This window comes from Endozoicomonas sp. ALB115 (genome assembly GCF_049310245.1).
Lineage (GTDB): Bacteria > Pseudomonadota > Gammaproteobacteria > Pseudomonadales > Endozoicomonadaceae > Endozoicomonas.
In genome coordinates this window covers 70,076-85,926 of sequence record NZ_JBLYZG010000010.1, presented here as the reverse complement: position 1 = coordinate 85,926, position 15,851 = coordinate 70,076, and the positions used below count along the sequence as shown (strand labels likewise).

Below are 15,851 nucleotides of genomic sequence, written 5' to 3'. Positions count from 1 at the left end.
TTTGTAGGTCTAAGCTTCGCTAGCACTACAATGCGTCTGGCTAACGAAGTTTAGTAATTTATTTTCAACCTTTAAGGGCAATATAGCTACTGTCAAAAACTCTGTAATTTAGACATTACGTCAAATGGCTTACAATTTCTAAAACACCCGCTATCAACATTTGAACACCAATGACTGTCAAAATCAATCCCATTAATCGCGTAACAATATCAAGCCCACCTTTTCCAATCAGTGCCATTATCCTGGAGCTGAATATAAAGCAAAAGAAAGTGATCAGGCACAAAAGAGCAAAAATGGAAATGGTCATCAAAACTCTGGTTAACTCACCAGATGCAGAATAATTCATAGCTGTTGCAATGGTTCCCGGCCCTGCAAGCAAAGGTACTGCTAAAGGTGAAACTGCAATATTTTCGAGATTACTTTTATGACTGGACTGTAAACTTGAAGCGTTACCATTCAGCATGTGGTAACCAACAAGAAAAACAAGAATACCTCCCGAAATTCTTAACGCTGGAAGTGTAATTCCGAAAACATGAAAAATACCTTTACCTAAAACGGAAAAAAGTAACACTATACCGAAAGTTATTGTGAGAGATTTTGCTGCAATTCTTAATCTCTCACTACTGTCACTGCTTCCTACCAAACCATTAAAGGCTGCTGTGTTTGCTATCGGATTCATAATTGCAAAAAATCCCAAGAAAACAGACACTGCATGTGTATAAAAATCTTTGCCCATCATTTACTCCAGCAATATTTCGGAGAAAAAGAATTGTGCTATTCAATCAGAAACACCATCAGGAATAATATAGACAAATATTGTTATGCTACTGTTGAAATTGTCGGTTATGCAGTGAGTTCACGCTAAATTCATCGGTGCAGTAGGCGTCTGCTGAAATTTTTGGTTAAGAGACTGTCACCCTCTGGTCGCAGTTCAGGACTCACAGAAACTCGTTATCATGTCATTGGTCAGGTTCGCTATGAACTTGCGCTGTTCCTGCCTTCATTAACTAAACCAATGCAATGTGTAATTCTCAGAGTTCGCAGAGAAAAGTTGACTCTAAACTCAAGTTTTAAATCAGTGAATTCAGATCATCAGGTTTTGTGAAAACACTTCTCGAACAAAACTGAAACCTGAAACAAGCTTGTGGAATAAAAGGAGAGAAAATCAAGGAGGTAGAGAAAGGTATATGGCGGTGAGGGAGGGATTCGAACCCTCGGTACGCGATTAACGTACACACACTTTCCAGGCGTGCTCCTTCAGCCACTCGGACACCTCACCATTTGCTCAAAACGCTTATCGCCCCGAACAGGTGGCGTACTTTATATCACCTTTCTCACAAAGGCAAAAAAAATATATACCTACCGACAAAAAAATTACCGAAAGCGATTCAGACCAAACATGTTGCTCCAGCTCTTCACCGGGCATATCAATTAATGGCCCCATGCTGCCATAGCCAGCATTATTCACCAGCATACCCAAATGACCTTGGCTGCCGAGAATATGCTGCACAACCTCATGCACCTGCGACTCACAGGTCACATCCAGTTCCAGCACCTTGATATTCTGCTCTGCCAGCGCCTGAGTGCTTTGCAGGTTGCGGGCGGTTGCCCAGACACGATAGCCTCTTTGCTGAAACTCCAAAGCCAGTTCCCGGACAATGCCACTGGAACATCCGGTAATCAGTACATTTTTATTGTTGGTAGGCATGGTTTTTCTCTTTCAGGCTCTGTCAATAATTTCAGCTTCACGCTAAAGCTTATCTCCAGAGAACGCAAAGCCAGAAGTTTCCTTTGTTTGATATGAGTGGAACCTGTCTGCAGATTCTCTATATATCGAGCCGCCGGGGAAGAACTTGTCCGGATCTGGCGGTAAAGACATTAGTTCTGTTAGCGTATATGAGAATTGTTTTTTAGAGCTAACCTCATAATTGGGAAGCATAAGTGAAATTAAGTACCTATGCCCGGTGGTAAAGGCATTCCACGTATTAGTCTCCCAAAAAAAATCATAACTTGTAAAAAATGCAATATGTTCTGTATGCCCTTTTGTCAACTCTGACTCCAGGCGAGGGAATGCTGGCGCAAAATGAAAATATCGACGTTGTGGTAATGCAAATTCATAAACACACGGGATGTCAACTTTCCCCAAGAATACACCGTAGCCGCTTGTTTTACTGTATTCAGTAATAATATCACTAACTGTATCACCAGCATTACACCAAGAGTAACAATCTAAAATGGTATCATTGAGTATGTACTCAGGTAGCTTATCCACCGGCTCAATATAGTGTTTATCGTCTGGACTTTCTTTATTGCCGGTAAGATAAATTACATTTTTTTCTGAAGCCGTAATTTTTTGAAAATGACTTTTCTCTCTGTCCCCAAGTGGAGCCATTAGAAGCCAGCCTCTTGCTGACTCCAAGGAAGTTAGACCATAGCCACCCCATGATGCTGATTGACTTTGCGCTTTATGAGGAGTGTTAGTTGCTTCCTGTAAACTGTGAAAAACGGATTGCCTGGTGATTGAAGTATTCACTGCTGTCTTCCCCAACATAAATCCATACGTGGAAAGACATTTAAATAGCAAGATAATTCCCTGCCCTAATTTTCAGACCAATTTTTCACAACCGCAGCAGGAGAGCCTTAAGTCCAACAGGCTACCTGCTTAATGACATCTCATGAGCTTCGGAGAAATACGCAATTTAAAAGGCGTCACTATGAGGGGGGATCTTCTGACCGGAACTGCTGTTCATAGTCTGACCAGGAATATTCGGGATGCTCCTGTTCCAGCCTCGCCAGTTCAGCTTCAAGAGATGGTAGCTCCCCTTCAGGCGAAGGCATGTCAATGCCCAGTTCTGAAAGCTTGGACTCCAGCATAGAAAAGTCCGGCGCAGTCGGGAGTTCACCTTCATCCACAACGGTACAGTCTTCAGTGGGAAGATCAGTCTGGTACAGGCTGTCAGTGGCCTGGGCAAATTCCGGATCGGGCCTTGCCTCCAGTGAAGCCAGATCAGCTGAGCCAGGGTTCTGATGATGCACAGCAGACTGTTCTGTATTGTCAGGAGTCCGGTCAGCAGCGGCATCGGTTTCAGCCTGTGGATAACGTTTCACTTCGTCTGAGACCGGGTTATCCACAGCGGGCGGGGATACTGGTTCTTCCCCGACGGCTTCTGGTGTTCTCGGCTGTGCAGTGGTGTCGACGGAAGAAGAGGCCTCTGCGGTCTCAGGTGCAGACTCTGGCACAGAGGGCACGGCCTCCTGAGGGGCAGTCATGTCATCAACCGGCGCAACGGCTGGCGGTGCCTCCGCCTCAAGTGCCAATAACTCTTCTGCTTCCAGTGGCTCCAGGTCGGCTGTTTCCAGAGTTTTGGCGGGCAATTCTTTCTTGACTCTAACACCCAGAGCCAGAAACTGATCCGCCTGGGCAATCAGGTTTCCGCGACCGTGCTTCAGTGTGCCCATGGCATCGTCGTAGGTGGTGCGGGCATTTCCCAGCTGGATATCCAGCTTTTCCATCTTCTCAACAAAAACACGAAGTTTGTCGTACACCTGACGGCCTTTGTCAGCCAGCTTACGGGTGCTGGCATTTTGCCGCTCAATGGTCCACAGATTGGCAACGGTGCGGAGGGTGGCCAGCAGGGTAGTGGGTGTGACAACCACGATGCGCTTCTCAAAGGCATCATTAAACAACTTCTGGTCATACTGGAATGCCGAAATAAATGCCGGCTCTACTGGCATGAACATAAAGACAAAATCAGGGGCCTTTATTTCCGGCAGGCTCGGATAGTCTTTCTGGTTCAGGCTGTTGATATGGTTGCGGATGCTCTGGATATGGCGAACCATGGCAGTATCACGGTCAGCATCGGTCTCAGCGTTGACATACGCCATGTAGTCCACCAGCGACACCTTGGAGTCGATAATCAGATGTTTACCTTCAGGCAGGTGAACAATAAAGTCAGGCCGCTTGTTCTGGCCTTCTTCATCCCTGAAGTTGGGTTCCCGCTGGTATTCCTGCCCCTTGATCAGGCCGCTACTGTCAAGAATGGTCTCAACCTGCATTTCACCCCAGTTGCCCTGGAGTTTCTTGTCACCCTTTAGCGCCTTAGCCAGATTCTCGGCATCGTCGGTCATCTTGCGGTTGAGCTGATGCATGGTTTCCAGCTGCTGTTTCAAAGCCGCCCGGCTGGCACTGTCTTCCCGGTGAGCCTGTTCAACCTTGTTACGGAATTCACCCAGCTGCTCCCTGAACGGTGCCAGCAGTGAATGCAGCTGCTCATGGTGCTGATCAGAGAGCACTTTCCCCCTGGCTTCAAAGATTTCGTGGGCCAGGTGTTTGAACTCCTGCTTGAGGGCTTCCTTGTTTTCCTGAAGCTGCATCAGGGCTTTCTGGTTCTGCGCCTGTTGTTCTTCAAGGCGGGTTTCCAGCTCCTTTACCCGCTGCTCAGCCTGGCTCCGGCCAGAGCGCTCAGCAGCCAGTTCTTTTACCCGATCCTGAAGATCCCTGTTTTTTTCTGCTTCACGCTTGCGCTCTGAAATCAGCATGGCCTCCAGCCGCCCGACCTTCACCTGATGCTGATGGGCCAGCTCGTTAAGACGTGACGTCTCCTGATGCAGAAGGGCTTTGCCAGCGTCCAGCTGTTCCTGCATGACCACGCTCTGTTCCGTCAGCTCGTCCTGCAGATCGGCTTTCTGGTCTGTCAGCTGGGCAATCTGCAGATGCTGGGCATCCACCTCCCGTTCCATTTGCAATCGAAGGCTGTGCTGGGTCTGTCGGCAGACGAACCACGCCATTGCAAACGACAGCAGTGAAGCTAGAGCAACTACGACGAGGGCAGTAAGCGTCATGAAACAATCTCTCTGGAATTACACTGAATGACTTTTTGACAGGTTCATCGAGATAAAAGTTCAGGTCAATAGCAAAAAATCTTGCTAAAGACCTGACTTGCAGCATTTATAGCTGAAAAAATGGCTGTAACAGCCGTGGAACCAGACCTTTGAAGCGCAGAGGGCCGTCCGTTGCAATAAGGCAGATACAGCCTTCGTGGGTATCAGCAACCGGCTGATGGGTGATATCCGGGTCAACATCCGCCACATCGCCCACAGAGAAGCGACCCAGTTCATCGCTGTAGGAGCCCTTAAGGACCAGGGTGAGTTCAGAGCCACTGTGGCCGTGGGACGGCATAAAGGTGCCCGGGGAAATTTTCAGCAGTCGCAATTTGCCCTGAGAAGCTGGCAGAACAAACTGCTTCATGCCCGGAGCCATGGTACGCCAGTGGAGATCACTGAACCATTGGCCAATCATTGGGCGCAGAGGAGCCGGAATATCGCCGTCAGGTTGATCGTCTGGTGTTGTCCGGGTCTCAAAATATGCCTCGTCGACCGGTTCGTCCAACATGGCCAGCATCGAATCCCGGGAGCTTTTGGATATGGATTCCAACGGTTCCTGCTCCATCAGCCCAAGGCCGATCAGCTCAGCGTCTGCAACCTTGTCATGACAGTGGTCACAAACCGCCAGATGACAGGCAACGACCATGGACAGTGCGTCCGGCAGGCTGCAGGCACCGTAGCTGAGCAGGGTGCTGTCATCGGGGTGGTGATTGCAGTTCATGACCCACCTCCAATGCGAACCCGTAATTTATCAAATGCGAGCCTGAGGCCAGACTTGACACTGCCAATGGGCATGTCCATATCTTCGGCGATTTCTCGATGGGATTTTCCTTCGTAATACACTTTATAAACCAATTGAGCCTGTTGCTGAGGCAGGGCACCCAGGGCATCTTTTAGTCGCCCTGAATCACAGGCCGCCATGCTGGGTGTGTAACCTGCCTCGGGATAACTGTTCAGCGGGGAGAGCATGTCAGGCTTCTCTTTACGAAGCCGATCAATCCATAGATTTCTTGCGATACGAAAAATCCATGTGGACGCTGTTGCTTTTGCCGGATCATAGCTGGAAGTCTTGCGCCATACCGATAACAGGGTTTCCTGAACCAGCTCTTCAGCCAGTTCTTCATTCGCCCCTTTCCTGACCAGAAAGCTTTTCAGCCGCGGGGCGAAGTAGTCGTAAATCTGCATAAACAGCTGTTTATCACGACTTTTCGCCAGACCAACAAGAACGAGCCTGAAGTCCTGCTTTTGCGCTACCTGATCAGGTTTGAATTCCATAGAGGTTTCAACAAGCCGAAGATGTGCCATAATTCTTTAAATTTCTTATACATAAGTGGTTGTACGTAAAAAGTGCCAACAAGGATCTTTCACGATGGATACAGCCACTGTCCTGCATAATACCTCTATTAAACGTCCTGCGTAGCATTTCCTCAACAGAAAATAGCGGTTCTCTCTACCTCATCTGAGAGGTAGAGAGAGGTTGATTGAACAGCCAAATTCACTCAAATCCAGGAGGCTGACCGAGAATAATGACAACGGCCTGCCCCCATGCACCAGAAGTATTATAACAACTGCGGGAGACGCGGGTTTTCAGAATCAGGTTTATTACTCTCCACCCAGTCAATCAAACTATTCTGGCTATTTACCTCTGGTAAGTTTGTGACCGTTTTCACCCACAAGATACCCACCTCTTTTACAAATATCTCGTTGGTCAATGCCCGTGAAGAAACGCCATGTATGCTCTTTGTATGAAGGGCCAGCGGATTTATTCCACTGGTGCCCAAAGACTCTGAATCTGATACGACGTCAGAATCCAGCGCACCACCATCAGGCACCACACTATCAGTGACATCTGGCACCTCAAAATAACGCCGCATTCCGTCCTGCTTTAACTCATTCAGCACGGCTTCCGGCTGCCTCCTCAAATCAATCCCGAAGGGGATACCAAAACCGGCTTCTGCGGATGTCGCTTCTTCAGCGCTCGCACCGAGAGCTTTGAGCACCGGTGCGACCAGGGTAAAACCAATATTTTCCAGGTTGCTATGGCTATCCCCTCCTGAACCATGGGCGAAACTGACTGTATTTTGTCTGTCCAGATTTTCATTTAAAGACCAGCGTGCCTCATAAAAGGGATTCCCTTTCTTTAAGCCCTCAGGCATCCGGAGATTTGCCCCCAGAGGGCTGTAGTATCGTGCAAGAGGGCTACTCTGGTAAATTTTAAGATGGCAATCAGGCAAGATGCTATCAAGTCTTACCTTAAAGCTGGCACCGTTAAAATCGCTCTCGTCAGGAGCAAAGGCGTACACCTGCACAAGCTTGATCTTTGTCGGGTAGTGATTGCCGAAATTATAAGCTTCCATCATTCTTTCCTGGACATCGAAAGGCAGAGATTCAAAAGGAATATCTGTACTGGTGACAAGGGATTTGATCTTCTCAGACGAAGGCTTGATGCCCACACTGGCGATAGAGTAACTGCTATCAGATACGATCGCGTTGGTGAAGTTCAACGCATCGGCAAATGACGCCAGGCTATCGCCATTGGCACGAACAGGTCTCATCACAGGCCCTGCATGCAGAAGAGTACCTTGCCTGACCGGAGGATGCGCAACTGGTGGCTGGAGGACGTTTTGGCTGCTCGGCACTGCCTGTGATCCAGCAAATTGGCCTAACAGTGCGGACATATTGGCTGATGCCGCTGCAAACCCCGCATTTGAAACGGTTCCCTTCTTGCCAAATTCATCCATCTCTTTTTTAAACGCAGCGACCCCTTTTTGCAGCAAAACCTCCGGTTGCGGCTCAGCTGGAGTCACCTGCCCCTGGCCCCCACCTGATTCAATGAGACTTAACTGTTTATTCAAATGGCCAAGTCTGGATGACAAACCTGACCGTGAAGGTCTGAGTGTTTCATCAGTGAGCCCGCCAATCATATGTGTTGCTTGTTCCAGATTACTTCTCGCCGTGGTAATAAGTTCATCTTTAGCAGAAGAATTCGGGTTGCTGGTTAAAGCTTGAATTGGTGCTTCTGCAACATCCAGCACTTTACGGATCTTAACTACTTCGGGGTGATCCTGATAACCACTTACAGTCTGAGCGCTGGCAGCAGTGGGTTGACCGCTGCTTGCCCCTCCTCCCTGAAGCTTATCCAGTCTGCAGCGCAAAGACGAACACATACTTTGCAATCGTTCACGTTCATCACGAAGATCCCTCCCATTCAACTCTTGAATTATTTTTTCACTGATCTGATGCAGATTCGCCTGAACTTCATCCATGTGAGTTTGATTAAGAGGAATTCCATTAACGGCTTCACGATTTTTTTCTTGACCGCTTAACCGGCCTTCAGCCTCGCTAATTAATTTCTCAATGTGCGCAATCACCTTCTCAGCATCCCCCCGGGCAGAAGATTGCATTTTTGCAGCGGCTGCCGATGCAGCGGCTGCCGACGCAGCAGCGGAGTCTTCAAGTTTACTCAACCTCTCCCTCAAATTACTCAGCCTGGCAAAACAATCATCCGCACCCTCTTTCAGAGAGAGTGACTCAACAACCAGCAATGCTGCTTTGGCCTGTTCAACGTGATGCGACTGACTACTGCTAGCGTCCAATTCCATCACTGTTATGATATTTTCAGCTTTCTCAAGCTGAGCGATTAAATGATTTTGTTGGACGTTTTTCTGAATTTCAGAAAAACTTTGTTTAAGAATACTGGACTCCTTAATCAATTGATTTCGCTGATCTCCAGAAGGCATCTTTCTGACAATTGCATCAAGTGAGTCACATTTGGCAGAAAAAGAACTAACTTCCTCTGGTAATTGTTGATACTGAAAACCCTCAAGGTCACTTTTCAGGCCTGCCAGGATTTCGGTAGCAGTAACCACTGAAGACCACTGACGGATACTGATATTTAAGTCGCTCAATCGCTCCTTGAGTTCTTCCTTATGGCACCCGGACTCTGGAGAACTGAGCTTGCTAATCTGATCATCCAACGCTTTAACTTTCCGTTCCAGCGCCTTTATTTCAGTTCTATTGTCTGATTTTGGCTCATTCTGTACCAACGACTGTTTCAGCCCATCTATCTGGCCATGGAACTCAATGACCCTGGCACCCTCTTGCATGGCTAACTGTTGTTGCTGGAGGCCAGCAAGATTGGCTTTAGCCTGATTGTATTGTTCCTGTAGATTCAACGGCAAGTTAAGACCAAGTCGCGCTATGTTCGTTTGCACCGAACTTAATTGGTACTGGAAAGGTTGACTGTGAAAATCCTGCGTTACTCCCTGCTGTAAAAAAACAATTTGAGTGTTCAACGCCGCTAACTCCTTTTCAGCTTGAACTGCATCGTAGTTCGGTGGCGCTGTGGGTGTCATTGTCGGAGCATTCCCCGAAGGTAACAATGGTTTCCCCTCCATGGTGAACGCCGGATTTTCAGCAGGTGGCAAGCCTGGCTCATTTACCCCCTGACTCTCTTGCCCAAGGCTACCAATAGCAGAGCGAGCGGCATCCAGTTTCTGTTGACATTTGTTCATTTCACCAGCAAAGAACTTCATGTCAACAAAATGGGGCTTGTGGATTTTCCCATTCACTCTTACTTCTGTGCCATTCAAAAGATCACATAAACCTTTCGCGACCTCCAGATTATCGCCACTTCCCCCCTGATCAATCGCTTTCTCGCTTTCTTCTTTTACTTTTAGGAAAACATTCATTATGATGCTGGTCTTACGATCCGTTAATTGTGCACGGTGATTAGAGTCTACGGGCAATCCATAGGCCTTAAGGTCTTTAATAAGATTATCTTTTTTCCAGAATGTTGTATGATCCTGTGCAGCCTGAGCACAAGTATCCACTGCGAGCTGCCTGATTCCCCCTTGCGTCATTTCCTTGAAAAAAGTACTTAAAACATACTTATCGACAATTCTGCCATTAAAAACTACAGATGTCGTATTTGCCCCACCGCACTCGTTAAGGCCTGGTGTTTTATTGAAACCTGATACCTCTGGAGGCTGTGTCGGAAATGCCGGACTCTGGGTAGGAAATTGTGGTGTACTCATGAGAAATGCTCCTGGTTGAAAGTTTTTCTGACGAGTTTGATTCTTCGGTCAAAGAAAAGTTCAATTATTTACTTAGATAGCTTTTTCATTTTAATTTTTTTTCATAGCAGGTCTTTTGATTGAATAGGCAGATGATCTTTTATTACAAACTCACACATTCATTCAATTGAAACCTGAAAGCCAAAAACCACAATTACTTTTAGCTTTACACAATTAAGGTTTGAACCTGGTACGAAAGGCTTTTTTACATCATTCAGGCTGACATCTTTCGTCAATCCCGGGGTTTCCACTGCCTCTTCATTGCGCTGCTCCATCTCATCTGCTGGTATCTTCGTTCGGGCATCTTTCGGTCGAATTTCCCGGACAGATTGACGCAGCTCATCCACATTTCCGTTGGATATTTTTATTAACCCGGATATTTCATAAACTGCCCCGAATCTCGCGCGCGACCACATGGATGTCGGAGGTAGGGCGAATGCAAAGCCGGGGACTTTGTCGCTCCAGGAGATTTTGTCAGGAAGCGCGGGGAGTACGGTCGACTGAGCATAACTCACATAAAGCGGCAAAGAACAAGCGAGAGCGGGAGCACGTTGATGAAATATCCGTGTTAAGTTATCCGCCATACTCAGAACATCAGTAATGGCCTGGGGCACGATAGCCTTTGGCGGGAAATATGCTTCTTGAGAATTCTATACCAAGGCTCTTCAGCCCGGGCCAGTCCCAAGTTTTAATCCAATGTGCGTTTTTTGTCATGCTCCACTTGCCTGTTGCACTCATGCGCCTCTTTTTACAGTGGCTGAAACATTATTGATTGATTTTCCATATAAATGGGTGAACCATTACGACACTCTGTTCGTAAATTTTTGGCATGGTACCTTACTGCTCTGATGAAAGGTTTTTGTAGATAAGAATTACTTATTGGCACTCCAACCTTTTTATAGCGAATAAAATCAACAGGGAGTCTCATTTGTGTCCACAAAAGGAATGAACATAGCTGTCGTCGGTTCCGGTATTAGCGGACTCTCCTGCGCCTGGCTACTTTCTAAACAACACAACGTGACCTTATTTGAAAAGGATGATCGCTTCGGCGGCCACAGCCATACTGTGTCTGTGGGCGATGAGAAGCCCATTCCCGTCGATACCGGCTTTATTGTTTTTAATGAGAAAACCTATCCAAACCTGATCGCTTTTTTCAAACACCTGAAGGTGCCTTTTGTCCCTACGGATATGTCGTTTGCCGTTTCTCTGAACAACGGCTCTACTGAGTACGCTGGTACTGATCTTTCCGGACTATTTGCCCAGAAGAGCAACCTGTTCCGTCCGGGCTTCTGGCTAATGCTGGCTGATATTCTGCGTTTCTATCGCAACAGCGAAAAATGGATGGGCAGCCTTGAGCATGAACAAGGCATAGATGCCTCCCTGACCCTTGGCCAGCTGCTGCATCGTGAGCGCTTCAGTCAACGGTTTATTCATGACCACCTGATTCCCATGGGTGCTGCTATCTGGTCAACACCGGCGGACAAAATGCTGGACTACCCTGCTTTGGCTTTTCTGCGCTTCTGCTCAAACCATGGTCTCTTGCAACTGTCGGATCGCCCTCAGTGGCAAACCGTGAAAGGAGGCAGTCGGGAGTACGTTCAGCGGATTATTGATGAGCTGGGTACATCGGCGCTCACCAATCGCTGTATCCGCAAAATAAAACGGTTCCCTGACCGGGTTCAATTGACCGATTTCCAGGGTAAAGACTGGCATTTTGACCATGTGGTTATGGCCTGCCATGCTGACACCACGCTCAGCCTGCTTTCTGAGCCAGACGAGTTTGAACAGCATTTGCTGGGCGCTTTTATGTTTCAACGGAACAAGGCTCTGCTGCACAGCGATGAACGACTGATGCCTGACAACAAAAAGGCCTGGGCCAGCTGGAACTATCTGGGTTCCCATACATCAGACCCTGGCAGTGAACAGGGGCCAGCGGTTACCTACTGGATGAATAAGCTGCAGCATCTCGACGGTCCGCCACTGTTTGTCACGCTGAATCCCCAGCAGGAGCCGGCCACCGATCTGATTCATGGTTGCTACCTGTATGACCACCCCGTGTTTGATCGCGCCGCGATCGAAGCCCAGGAGAAAATCTGGAAGCTCCAGGGCAGAAACCGTACCTGGTATTGCGGTGCATGGATGGGCTATGGCTTCCATGAAGATGGACTACAGTCCGGCCTGGCTGTCGCAGAGAGCCTTGGAGGCATTCGCCGCCCCTGGCAGGTCAAAGGGGAAAATGACCGGCTCCATCGTCCGGATCTGTTTGGCCGCAGCTTTTTTGACCCGGGTGTTGACAGCACGCAACTTGAATCCTCTGAGCCTCGGCAGCAGGAATCTTGAGAATGGAGTCTTCCTCAGGTTCTTCTATTTATGTTGGCGAGCTGATGCACCACCGGTTCAAACCGAAGAAACATCGGTTCTCTTATCAGGTGGCTTCCTGGTTGCTGGATCTGGACACCATTGAGGCGCTGGATCAGCAGCTCTCCCTGTTTTCCCTTAACCGGTTTAATGTTGTGTCTTTTTACCCCCGTGATCATGGTGATGGTTCAGAGACACCGTTGCGGGAACAGATCAACCGGTTGCTTCACGACTATAATATTGAGACACCGGATAACGTCAGCTTACTTTGTTATCCACGGATGTTTGGCTACACCTTTAACCCATTGGCGGTGTACTTTTGCTATCGGGATCAACAGCTGACCGCCATCGTCTATGAAGTCAGCAATACCTTTGGCGAAAGGCATTCCTATGTGGCGGCCGTCGAGTCTGGAGAGCAGCCTGAAAAGCAGTCGGACGATCAACGACTGATAGCGCATAGCAGGCAGATTGTTCAACCAACCCTTCAACAACAGGCCGATAAAGCACTGCATGTTTCCCCTTTCTTTCCCATGGACTGCTATTACCATTTCCGGATCCAGCCCCCCAAAGAGAAGGTTACTCTCGCCATTAACCTGAACGATGCCAGCGGCAAGCTGTTCACTGCCGTGTTCAAAGGGCTGCGCAAAACCATCACCGATCGTTTTATCGTAAAACAGACCATGCTGCTGCCACTGCAAACCATGAAAGTCATGGCGGCCATCCATTGGGAAGCCTTGCGGCTCTGGCTAAAGGGCATATCGATTTACTCACACACGCCAAGACATTTCTTTTTCAGCCATACCCGTGCAGAAACGCGAAAAGCAAAAGAAAAAAATTTTGCGACCTACGCCGCGATGAACGGTGAGAAAGCAAAATATTTTTCACAAAACAATACAGCGAACAGGGGGAAGAAACCATGAACTCAACCAGCTCCACGGAGATCACCAGCAAACCCTGGTTCCCTGCGCTGAGAAATGTACTCTCCTGGCTGGAAAAACGATTGGTCAAGGCGGGGGTGAGCAGAATTGAGCTGCGCATTGATGGCAACGAAAGTGTGATGGTGGGGCAGTTCCGGTCAGGTACACCCATCCCCTGTCTGCATATCCATAATCCGGTGGGGTTAATCCAGCAAGGCAGCCAGGGGTTACTGGGCTGGTCAGAGTCGTTTATTAATGGCGACTGGAGCTCTCCGGACCTGAAAGCGCTGACCGACTGGGCCATGGCCAATGAAGACAATCTGCAGGAGGTGATGACTGCCAACTGGTTCAGCAATCTGTTTAACCGGGTGTTGCACAAAATACGCCGTAACAGTCGCTCCGGCAGCCGTCGCAATATTGCCGCGCATTATGACCTGGGCAACGACTTTTACCAGCTATGGCTTGACCCGACCATGACCTATTCAAGCGCCCTCTATTTTGATGAGCATGAGGACCTGGAAACCGCACAGGGCAATAAGTACAACACCATTATCGACTGGCTTGAGCTTCGTCCGGGGCATTCCGTGCTTGAGATAGGCTGTGGCTGGGGCGGCTTTGCCCGGGCGCTGAATCAGCGGCACCAGGGCGCATACAAAGGGATAACACTGTCGCAGGAACAGCTGGCCTATGCGCAACAGATGTCGGACAACCAGTCCCATCAGTTCAGTCTTACGGATTACCGGGATATCCATGAGCAGTATGATCGTATCGTTTCCATCGAAATGATTGAGGCCGTGGGTGAAGAGCACTGGCCGGTCTATTTTGAAAAACTGTACCGCAGCCTGAAACCCGGAGGTTCCGCCGTTATCCAGGCCATTCTGATTGACGACGCCCGTTTCGAGGAGTATCGCCGCGGTGTTGACTTTATTCAGCGCTACATCTTCCCTGGCGGTATGTTGCCCTGTGACAGGGTGATGCAAGAGCAGGCCAAAAAGGCCGGTTTGGCCATAACCAATACCCTCTCTTTCGGTCTCGACTATGCAAGAACGCTGGATGAATGGAAACGGCTTTTTCTTTCGGCCTGGCCTGCCATTGAACAGCTCGGATTTGATCAGCGCTTTAAACGCCTGTGGCAATTTTACCTGGATTACTGCACGACCGGTTTCCAATTCAGGAGTATTGATGTTTGCCTCTACAAACTCACCAAACCTGTGTCAGGGGAGGCCGCATCATGCGAGTCGCGTTAACAACAATAAAAGATTGGACGTCGGGACGGGCCTGGCTCCTGACCCTACTGTTTATGCTGACGGGGTGCTCAGCCATGAATATTGAAGATTATGCAGCTAGTGAACCAAGTCTGAAAATTGAACACTACTTTGCCGGGGAAACCGTTGCCTGGGGCATGTTTCAGGACCGGTTCGGCAATGTTCAACAGCGGTTCAAGGTGTTGATGACCGGAGACGTCAAAGACGGTGTACTGACTCTGGATGAACGCTTCATCTATTCCGATGGTAACGAGTCAACCCGTATCTGGAAGGTCAACATTATGGGTGACGGACAGTACCTGGGCACCGCCGGAGATATCGTTGGCCAGGCCATTGGCCGCAGTGCCGGCAATGCCTTTAACTTCAAATACCAGATGCGTCTGCCCATCCGTGGCCGGGAGTGGGTGGTGACCTTTGATGACTGGATGTTCCTGCAAGAAGATGGCGTACTACTGAATGTCGCCACCATGAGCAAATGGGGGATCAAGCTGGGTACTTTAACGGTCGCCTTTGAAAAACCCGGGCCAGAAGAAGAACCATAAAGGCAGCAGATATGAACTCTACTCAGGATACAACGCCTTCTAATGCTCCGGTGGTCTGGATCACCGGAGCCAGCCAGGGCATTGGCAAAGCGGTTGCCATTGCCCTGGCCCGGGAAGGAGTGACCGTAGCGGCCAGTGCCCGAAATGAAGAACGGCTGGCAGCACTGGCCAGGCAATCAGATGAACTGCCGGGCAGGATTGTTCCCTATCCGCTGGATGTGACGGATCAAACAGCCGTGAATGAGACGGTCAACAAAATCATTGCCAATCATGGTGCCATTGACCAGGCGATTTTAAATGCCGGCACCTATATCGCTTCACCTGCTGCGGAGTTTACCAGCAATGTGGTGCGTCAACAGATGGAACTGAATCTGATGGGGGTCTGCCACTGCCTTGAGCCACTGATCGCTGCCATGAAAAAACAGGGTAAAGGGGTGATTGCCATTAATGCGTCGCTGGCAGGCTATCGTGGCCTGCCCAAAGCAGCAGGCTATGGTGCCAGCAAGGCGGCGTTAATCAATATGGCGGAGTCCCTGAACTCGGAGCTCTGGCGAGAGGGTATTGATATCAAAGTGATCAACCCGGGTTTTGTCAAAACACCATTGACCAGCAAGAACCGGTTCCCCATGCCTTTTCTGATGGAGGTGGATAAAGCGGCGGAGGTCATCGTCAAAGGGATGAAGGGGCGGCAGTTCGAGATTCGCTTCCCGCGCATGTTTGCCGCCATCATGGCGCTTCTGCGTCACCTGCCATACCCGCTGTATTTCTGGTTGGTCCGTAAAACCGGATAAGCACCAAATCACTCAATCG

The 15,851-nt window shown here is 48.9% G+C and carries 13 protein-coding genes and 1 tRNA gene; 5 read left to right on the top strand and 9 right to left on the bottom strand.

Annotated features, from left to right (window positions below):
* Window positions 1–115: 115 nt before the first annotated feature.
* From ACO6VE_RS06940 to ACO6VE_RS06900, 9 genes are all read right to left on the bottom strand, one after another.
* Window positions 116–739, bottom strand: a complete 624-nt coding sequence (locus ACO6VE_RS06940) for a MarC family protein (RefSeq protein WP_422460508.1) — start codon at window positions 737–739, stop codon at window positions 116–118.
* Window positions 740–1,188: 449 nt separating this feature from the next.
* Window positions 1,189–1,279, bottom strand: a tRNA-Ser gene (locus ACO6VE_RS06935).
* A 15-nt stretch (window positions 1,280–1,294) separates the two neighbouring features.
* Window positions 1,295–1,708, bottom strand: a complete 414-nt coding sequence (locus ACO6VE_RS06930; protein ID WP_422447251.1) for an SDR family NAD(P)-dependent oxidoreductase — start codon at window positions 1,706–1,708, stop codon at window positions 1,295–1,297.
* A gap of 42 nt (window positions 1,709–1,750) precedes the next feature.
* Window positions 1,751–2,533, bottom strand: coding sequence for a hypothetical protein (locus tag ACO6VE_RS06925; protein WP_422447253.1), 783 nt, complete (start codon window positions 2,531–2,533; stop codon window positions 1,751–1,753).
* Between the two features lie 179 nt (window positions 2,534–2,712).
* On the bottom strand, window positions 2,713–4,842 hold the full coding sequence (gene rmuC, locus ACO6VE_RS06920) for a DNA recombination protein RmuC (protein WP_422460506.1): 2,130 nt from the start codon (window positions 4,840–4,842) through the stop codon (window positions 2,713–2,715).
* Between the two features lie 106 nt (window positions 4,843–4,948).
* Window positions 4,949–5,605, bottom strand: coding sequence for a ChrR family anti-sigma-E factor (locus ACO6VE_RS06915; protein ID WP_422447257.1), 657 nt, complete (start codon window positions 5,603–5,605; stop codon window positions 4,949–4,951).
* Entirely contained in the window at window positions 5,602–6,189 is a 588-nt protein-coding gene (locus ACO6VE_RS06910) for a sigma-70 family RNA polymerase sigma factor (RefSeq protein ID WP_422447259.1), read from the bottom strand. Before ACO6VE_RS06910 ends, ACO6VE_RS06915 begins: the two co-directional genes overlap by 4 nt.
* Window positions 6,190–6,443: 254 nt before the next feature.
* Complete coding sequence (locus tag ACO6VE_RS06905; protein ID WP_422460504.1) at window positions 6,444–9,920, bottom strand: hypothetical protein; 3,477 nt, start codon at window positions 9,918–9,920, stop codon at window positions 6,444–6,446.
* A 158-nt stretch (window positions 9,921–10,078) separates the two neighbouring features.
* The gene (locus ACO6VE_RS06900; protein WP_422460502.1) at window positions 10,079–10,543 is read right to left on the bottom strand and encodes a hypothetical protein; all 465 of its coding nucleotides are present in this window, start codon (window positions 10,541–10,543) and stop codon (window positions 10,079–10,081) included.
* A 346-nt stretch (window positions 10,544–10,889) separates the two neighbouring features.
* Between ACO6VE_RS06900 and ACO6VE_RS06895 the strand changes: the two genes are divergently transcribed.
* The 5 genes from ACO6VE_RS06895 to ACO6VE_RS06875 are packed head-to-tail and all read left to right on the top strand — an operon-like array spanning window position 10,890 to window position 15,832.
* The gene (locus ACO6VE_RS06895; RefSeq protein ID WP_422460500.1) at window positions 10,890–12,299 is read left to right on the top strand and encodes an NAD(P)/FAD-dependent oxidoreductase; all 1,410 of its coding nucleotides are present in this window, start codon (window positions 10,890–10,892) and stop codon (window positions 12,297–12,299) included.
* Window positions 12,300–12,301: 2 nt separating this feature from the next.
* Complete coding sequence (locus ACO6VE_RS06890; protein ID WP_422447267.1) at window positions 12,302–13,237, top strand: DUF1365 domain-containing protein; 936 nt, start codon at window positions 12,302–12,304, stop codon at window positions 13,235–13,237.
* Complete coding sequence (locus ACO6VE_RS06885) at window positions 13,234–14,481, top strand: class I SAM-dependent methyltransferase (RefSeq protein WP_422447269.1); 1,248 nt, start codon at window positions 13,234–13,236, stop codon at window positions 14,479–14,481. The genes ACO6VE_RS06890 and ACO6VE_RS06885 overlap by 4 nt, the downstream gene beginning before the upstream one ends.
* Window positions 14,466–15,041 (top strand): DUF3833 domain-containing protein, encoded by a 576-nt coding sequence (locus ACO6VE_RS06880; RefSeq protein WP_269676019.1) that lies wholly within the window; start codon window positions 14,466–14,468, stop codon window positions 15,039–15,041. The genes ACO6VE_RS06885 and ACO6VE_RS06880 overlap by 16 nt, the downstream gene beginning before the upstream one ends.
* An 11-nt stretch (window positions 15,042–15,052) precedes the next feature.
* Window positions 15,053–15,832, top strand: coding sequence for an SDR family NAD(P)-dependent oxidoreductase (locus ACO6VE_RS06875; protein ID WP_422460498.1), 780 nt, complete (start codon window positions 15,053–15,055; stop codon window positions 15,830–15,832).
* The last annotated feature ends 19 nt before the right edge of the window (window positions 15,833–15,851 follow it).

Coding starts and splice junctions, on each gene's coding strand:
- ACO6VE_RS06915 (WP_422447257.1), bottom strand. CDS start 5,605: ATGAACTGCAATCACCACCCCGATGACAGCACCCTGCTCAGCTACGGT.
- ACO6VE_RS06940 (WP_422460508.1), bottom strand. CDS start 739: ATGATGGGCAAAGATTTTTATACACATGCAGTGTCTGTTTTCTTGGGA.
- ACO6VE_RS06875 (WP_422460498.1), top strand. CDS start 15,053: ATGAACTCTACTCAGGATACAACGCCTTCTAATGCTCCGGTGGTCTGG.
- ACO6VE_RS06905 (WP_422460504.1), bottom strand. CDS start 9,920: ATGAGTACACCACAATTTCCTACCCAGAGTCCGGCATTTCCGACACAG.
- ACO6VE_RS06910 (WP_422447259.1), bottom strand. CDS start 6,189: ATGGCACATCTTCGGCTTGTTGAAACCTCTATGGAATTCAAACCTGAT.
- ACO6VE_RS06930 (WP_422447251.1), bottom strand. CDS start 1,708: ATGCCTACCAACAATAAAAATGTACTGATTACCGGATGTTCCAGTGGC.
- rmuC (WP_422460506.1), bottom strand. CDS start 4,842: ATGACGCTTACTGCCCTCGTCGTAGTTGCTCTAGCTTCACTGCTGTCG.
- ACO6VE_RS06885 (WP_422447269.1), top strand. CDS start 13,234: ATGAACTCAACCAGCTCCACGGAGATCACCAGCAAACCCTGGTTCCCT.
- ACO6VE_RS06880 (WP_269676019.1), top strand. CDS start 14,466: ATGCGAGTCGCGTTAACAACAATAAAAGATTGGACGTCGGGACGGGCC.
- ACO6VE_RS06900 (WP_422460502.1), bottom strand. CDS start 10,543: ATGGCGGATAACTTAACACGGATATTTCATCAACGTGCTCCCGCTCTC.
- ACO6VE_RS06890 (WP_422447267.1), top strand. CDS start 12,302: ATGGAGTCTTCCTCAGGTTCTTCTATTTATGTTGGCGAGCTGATGCAC.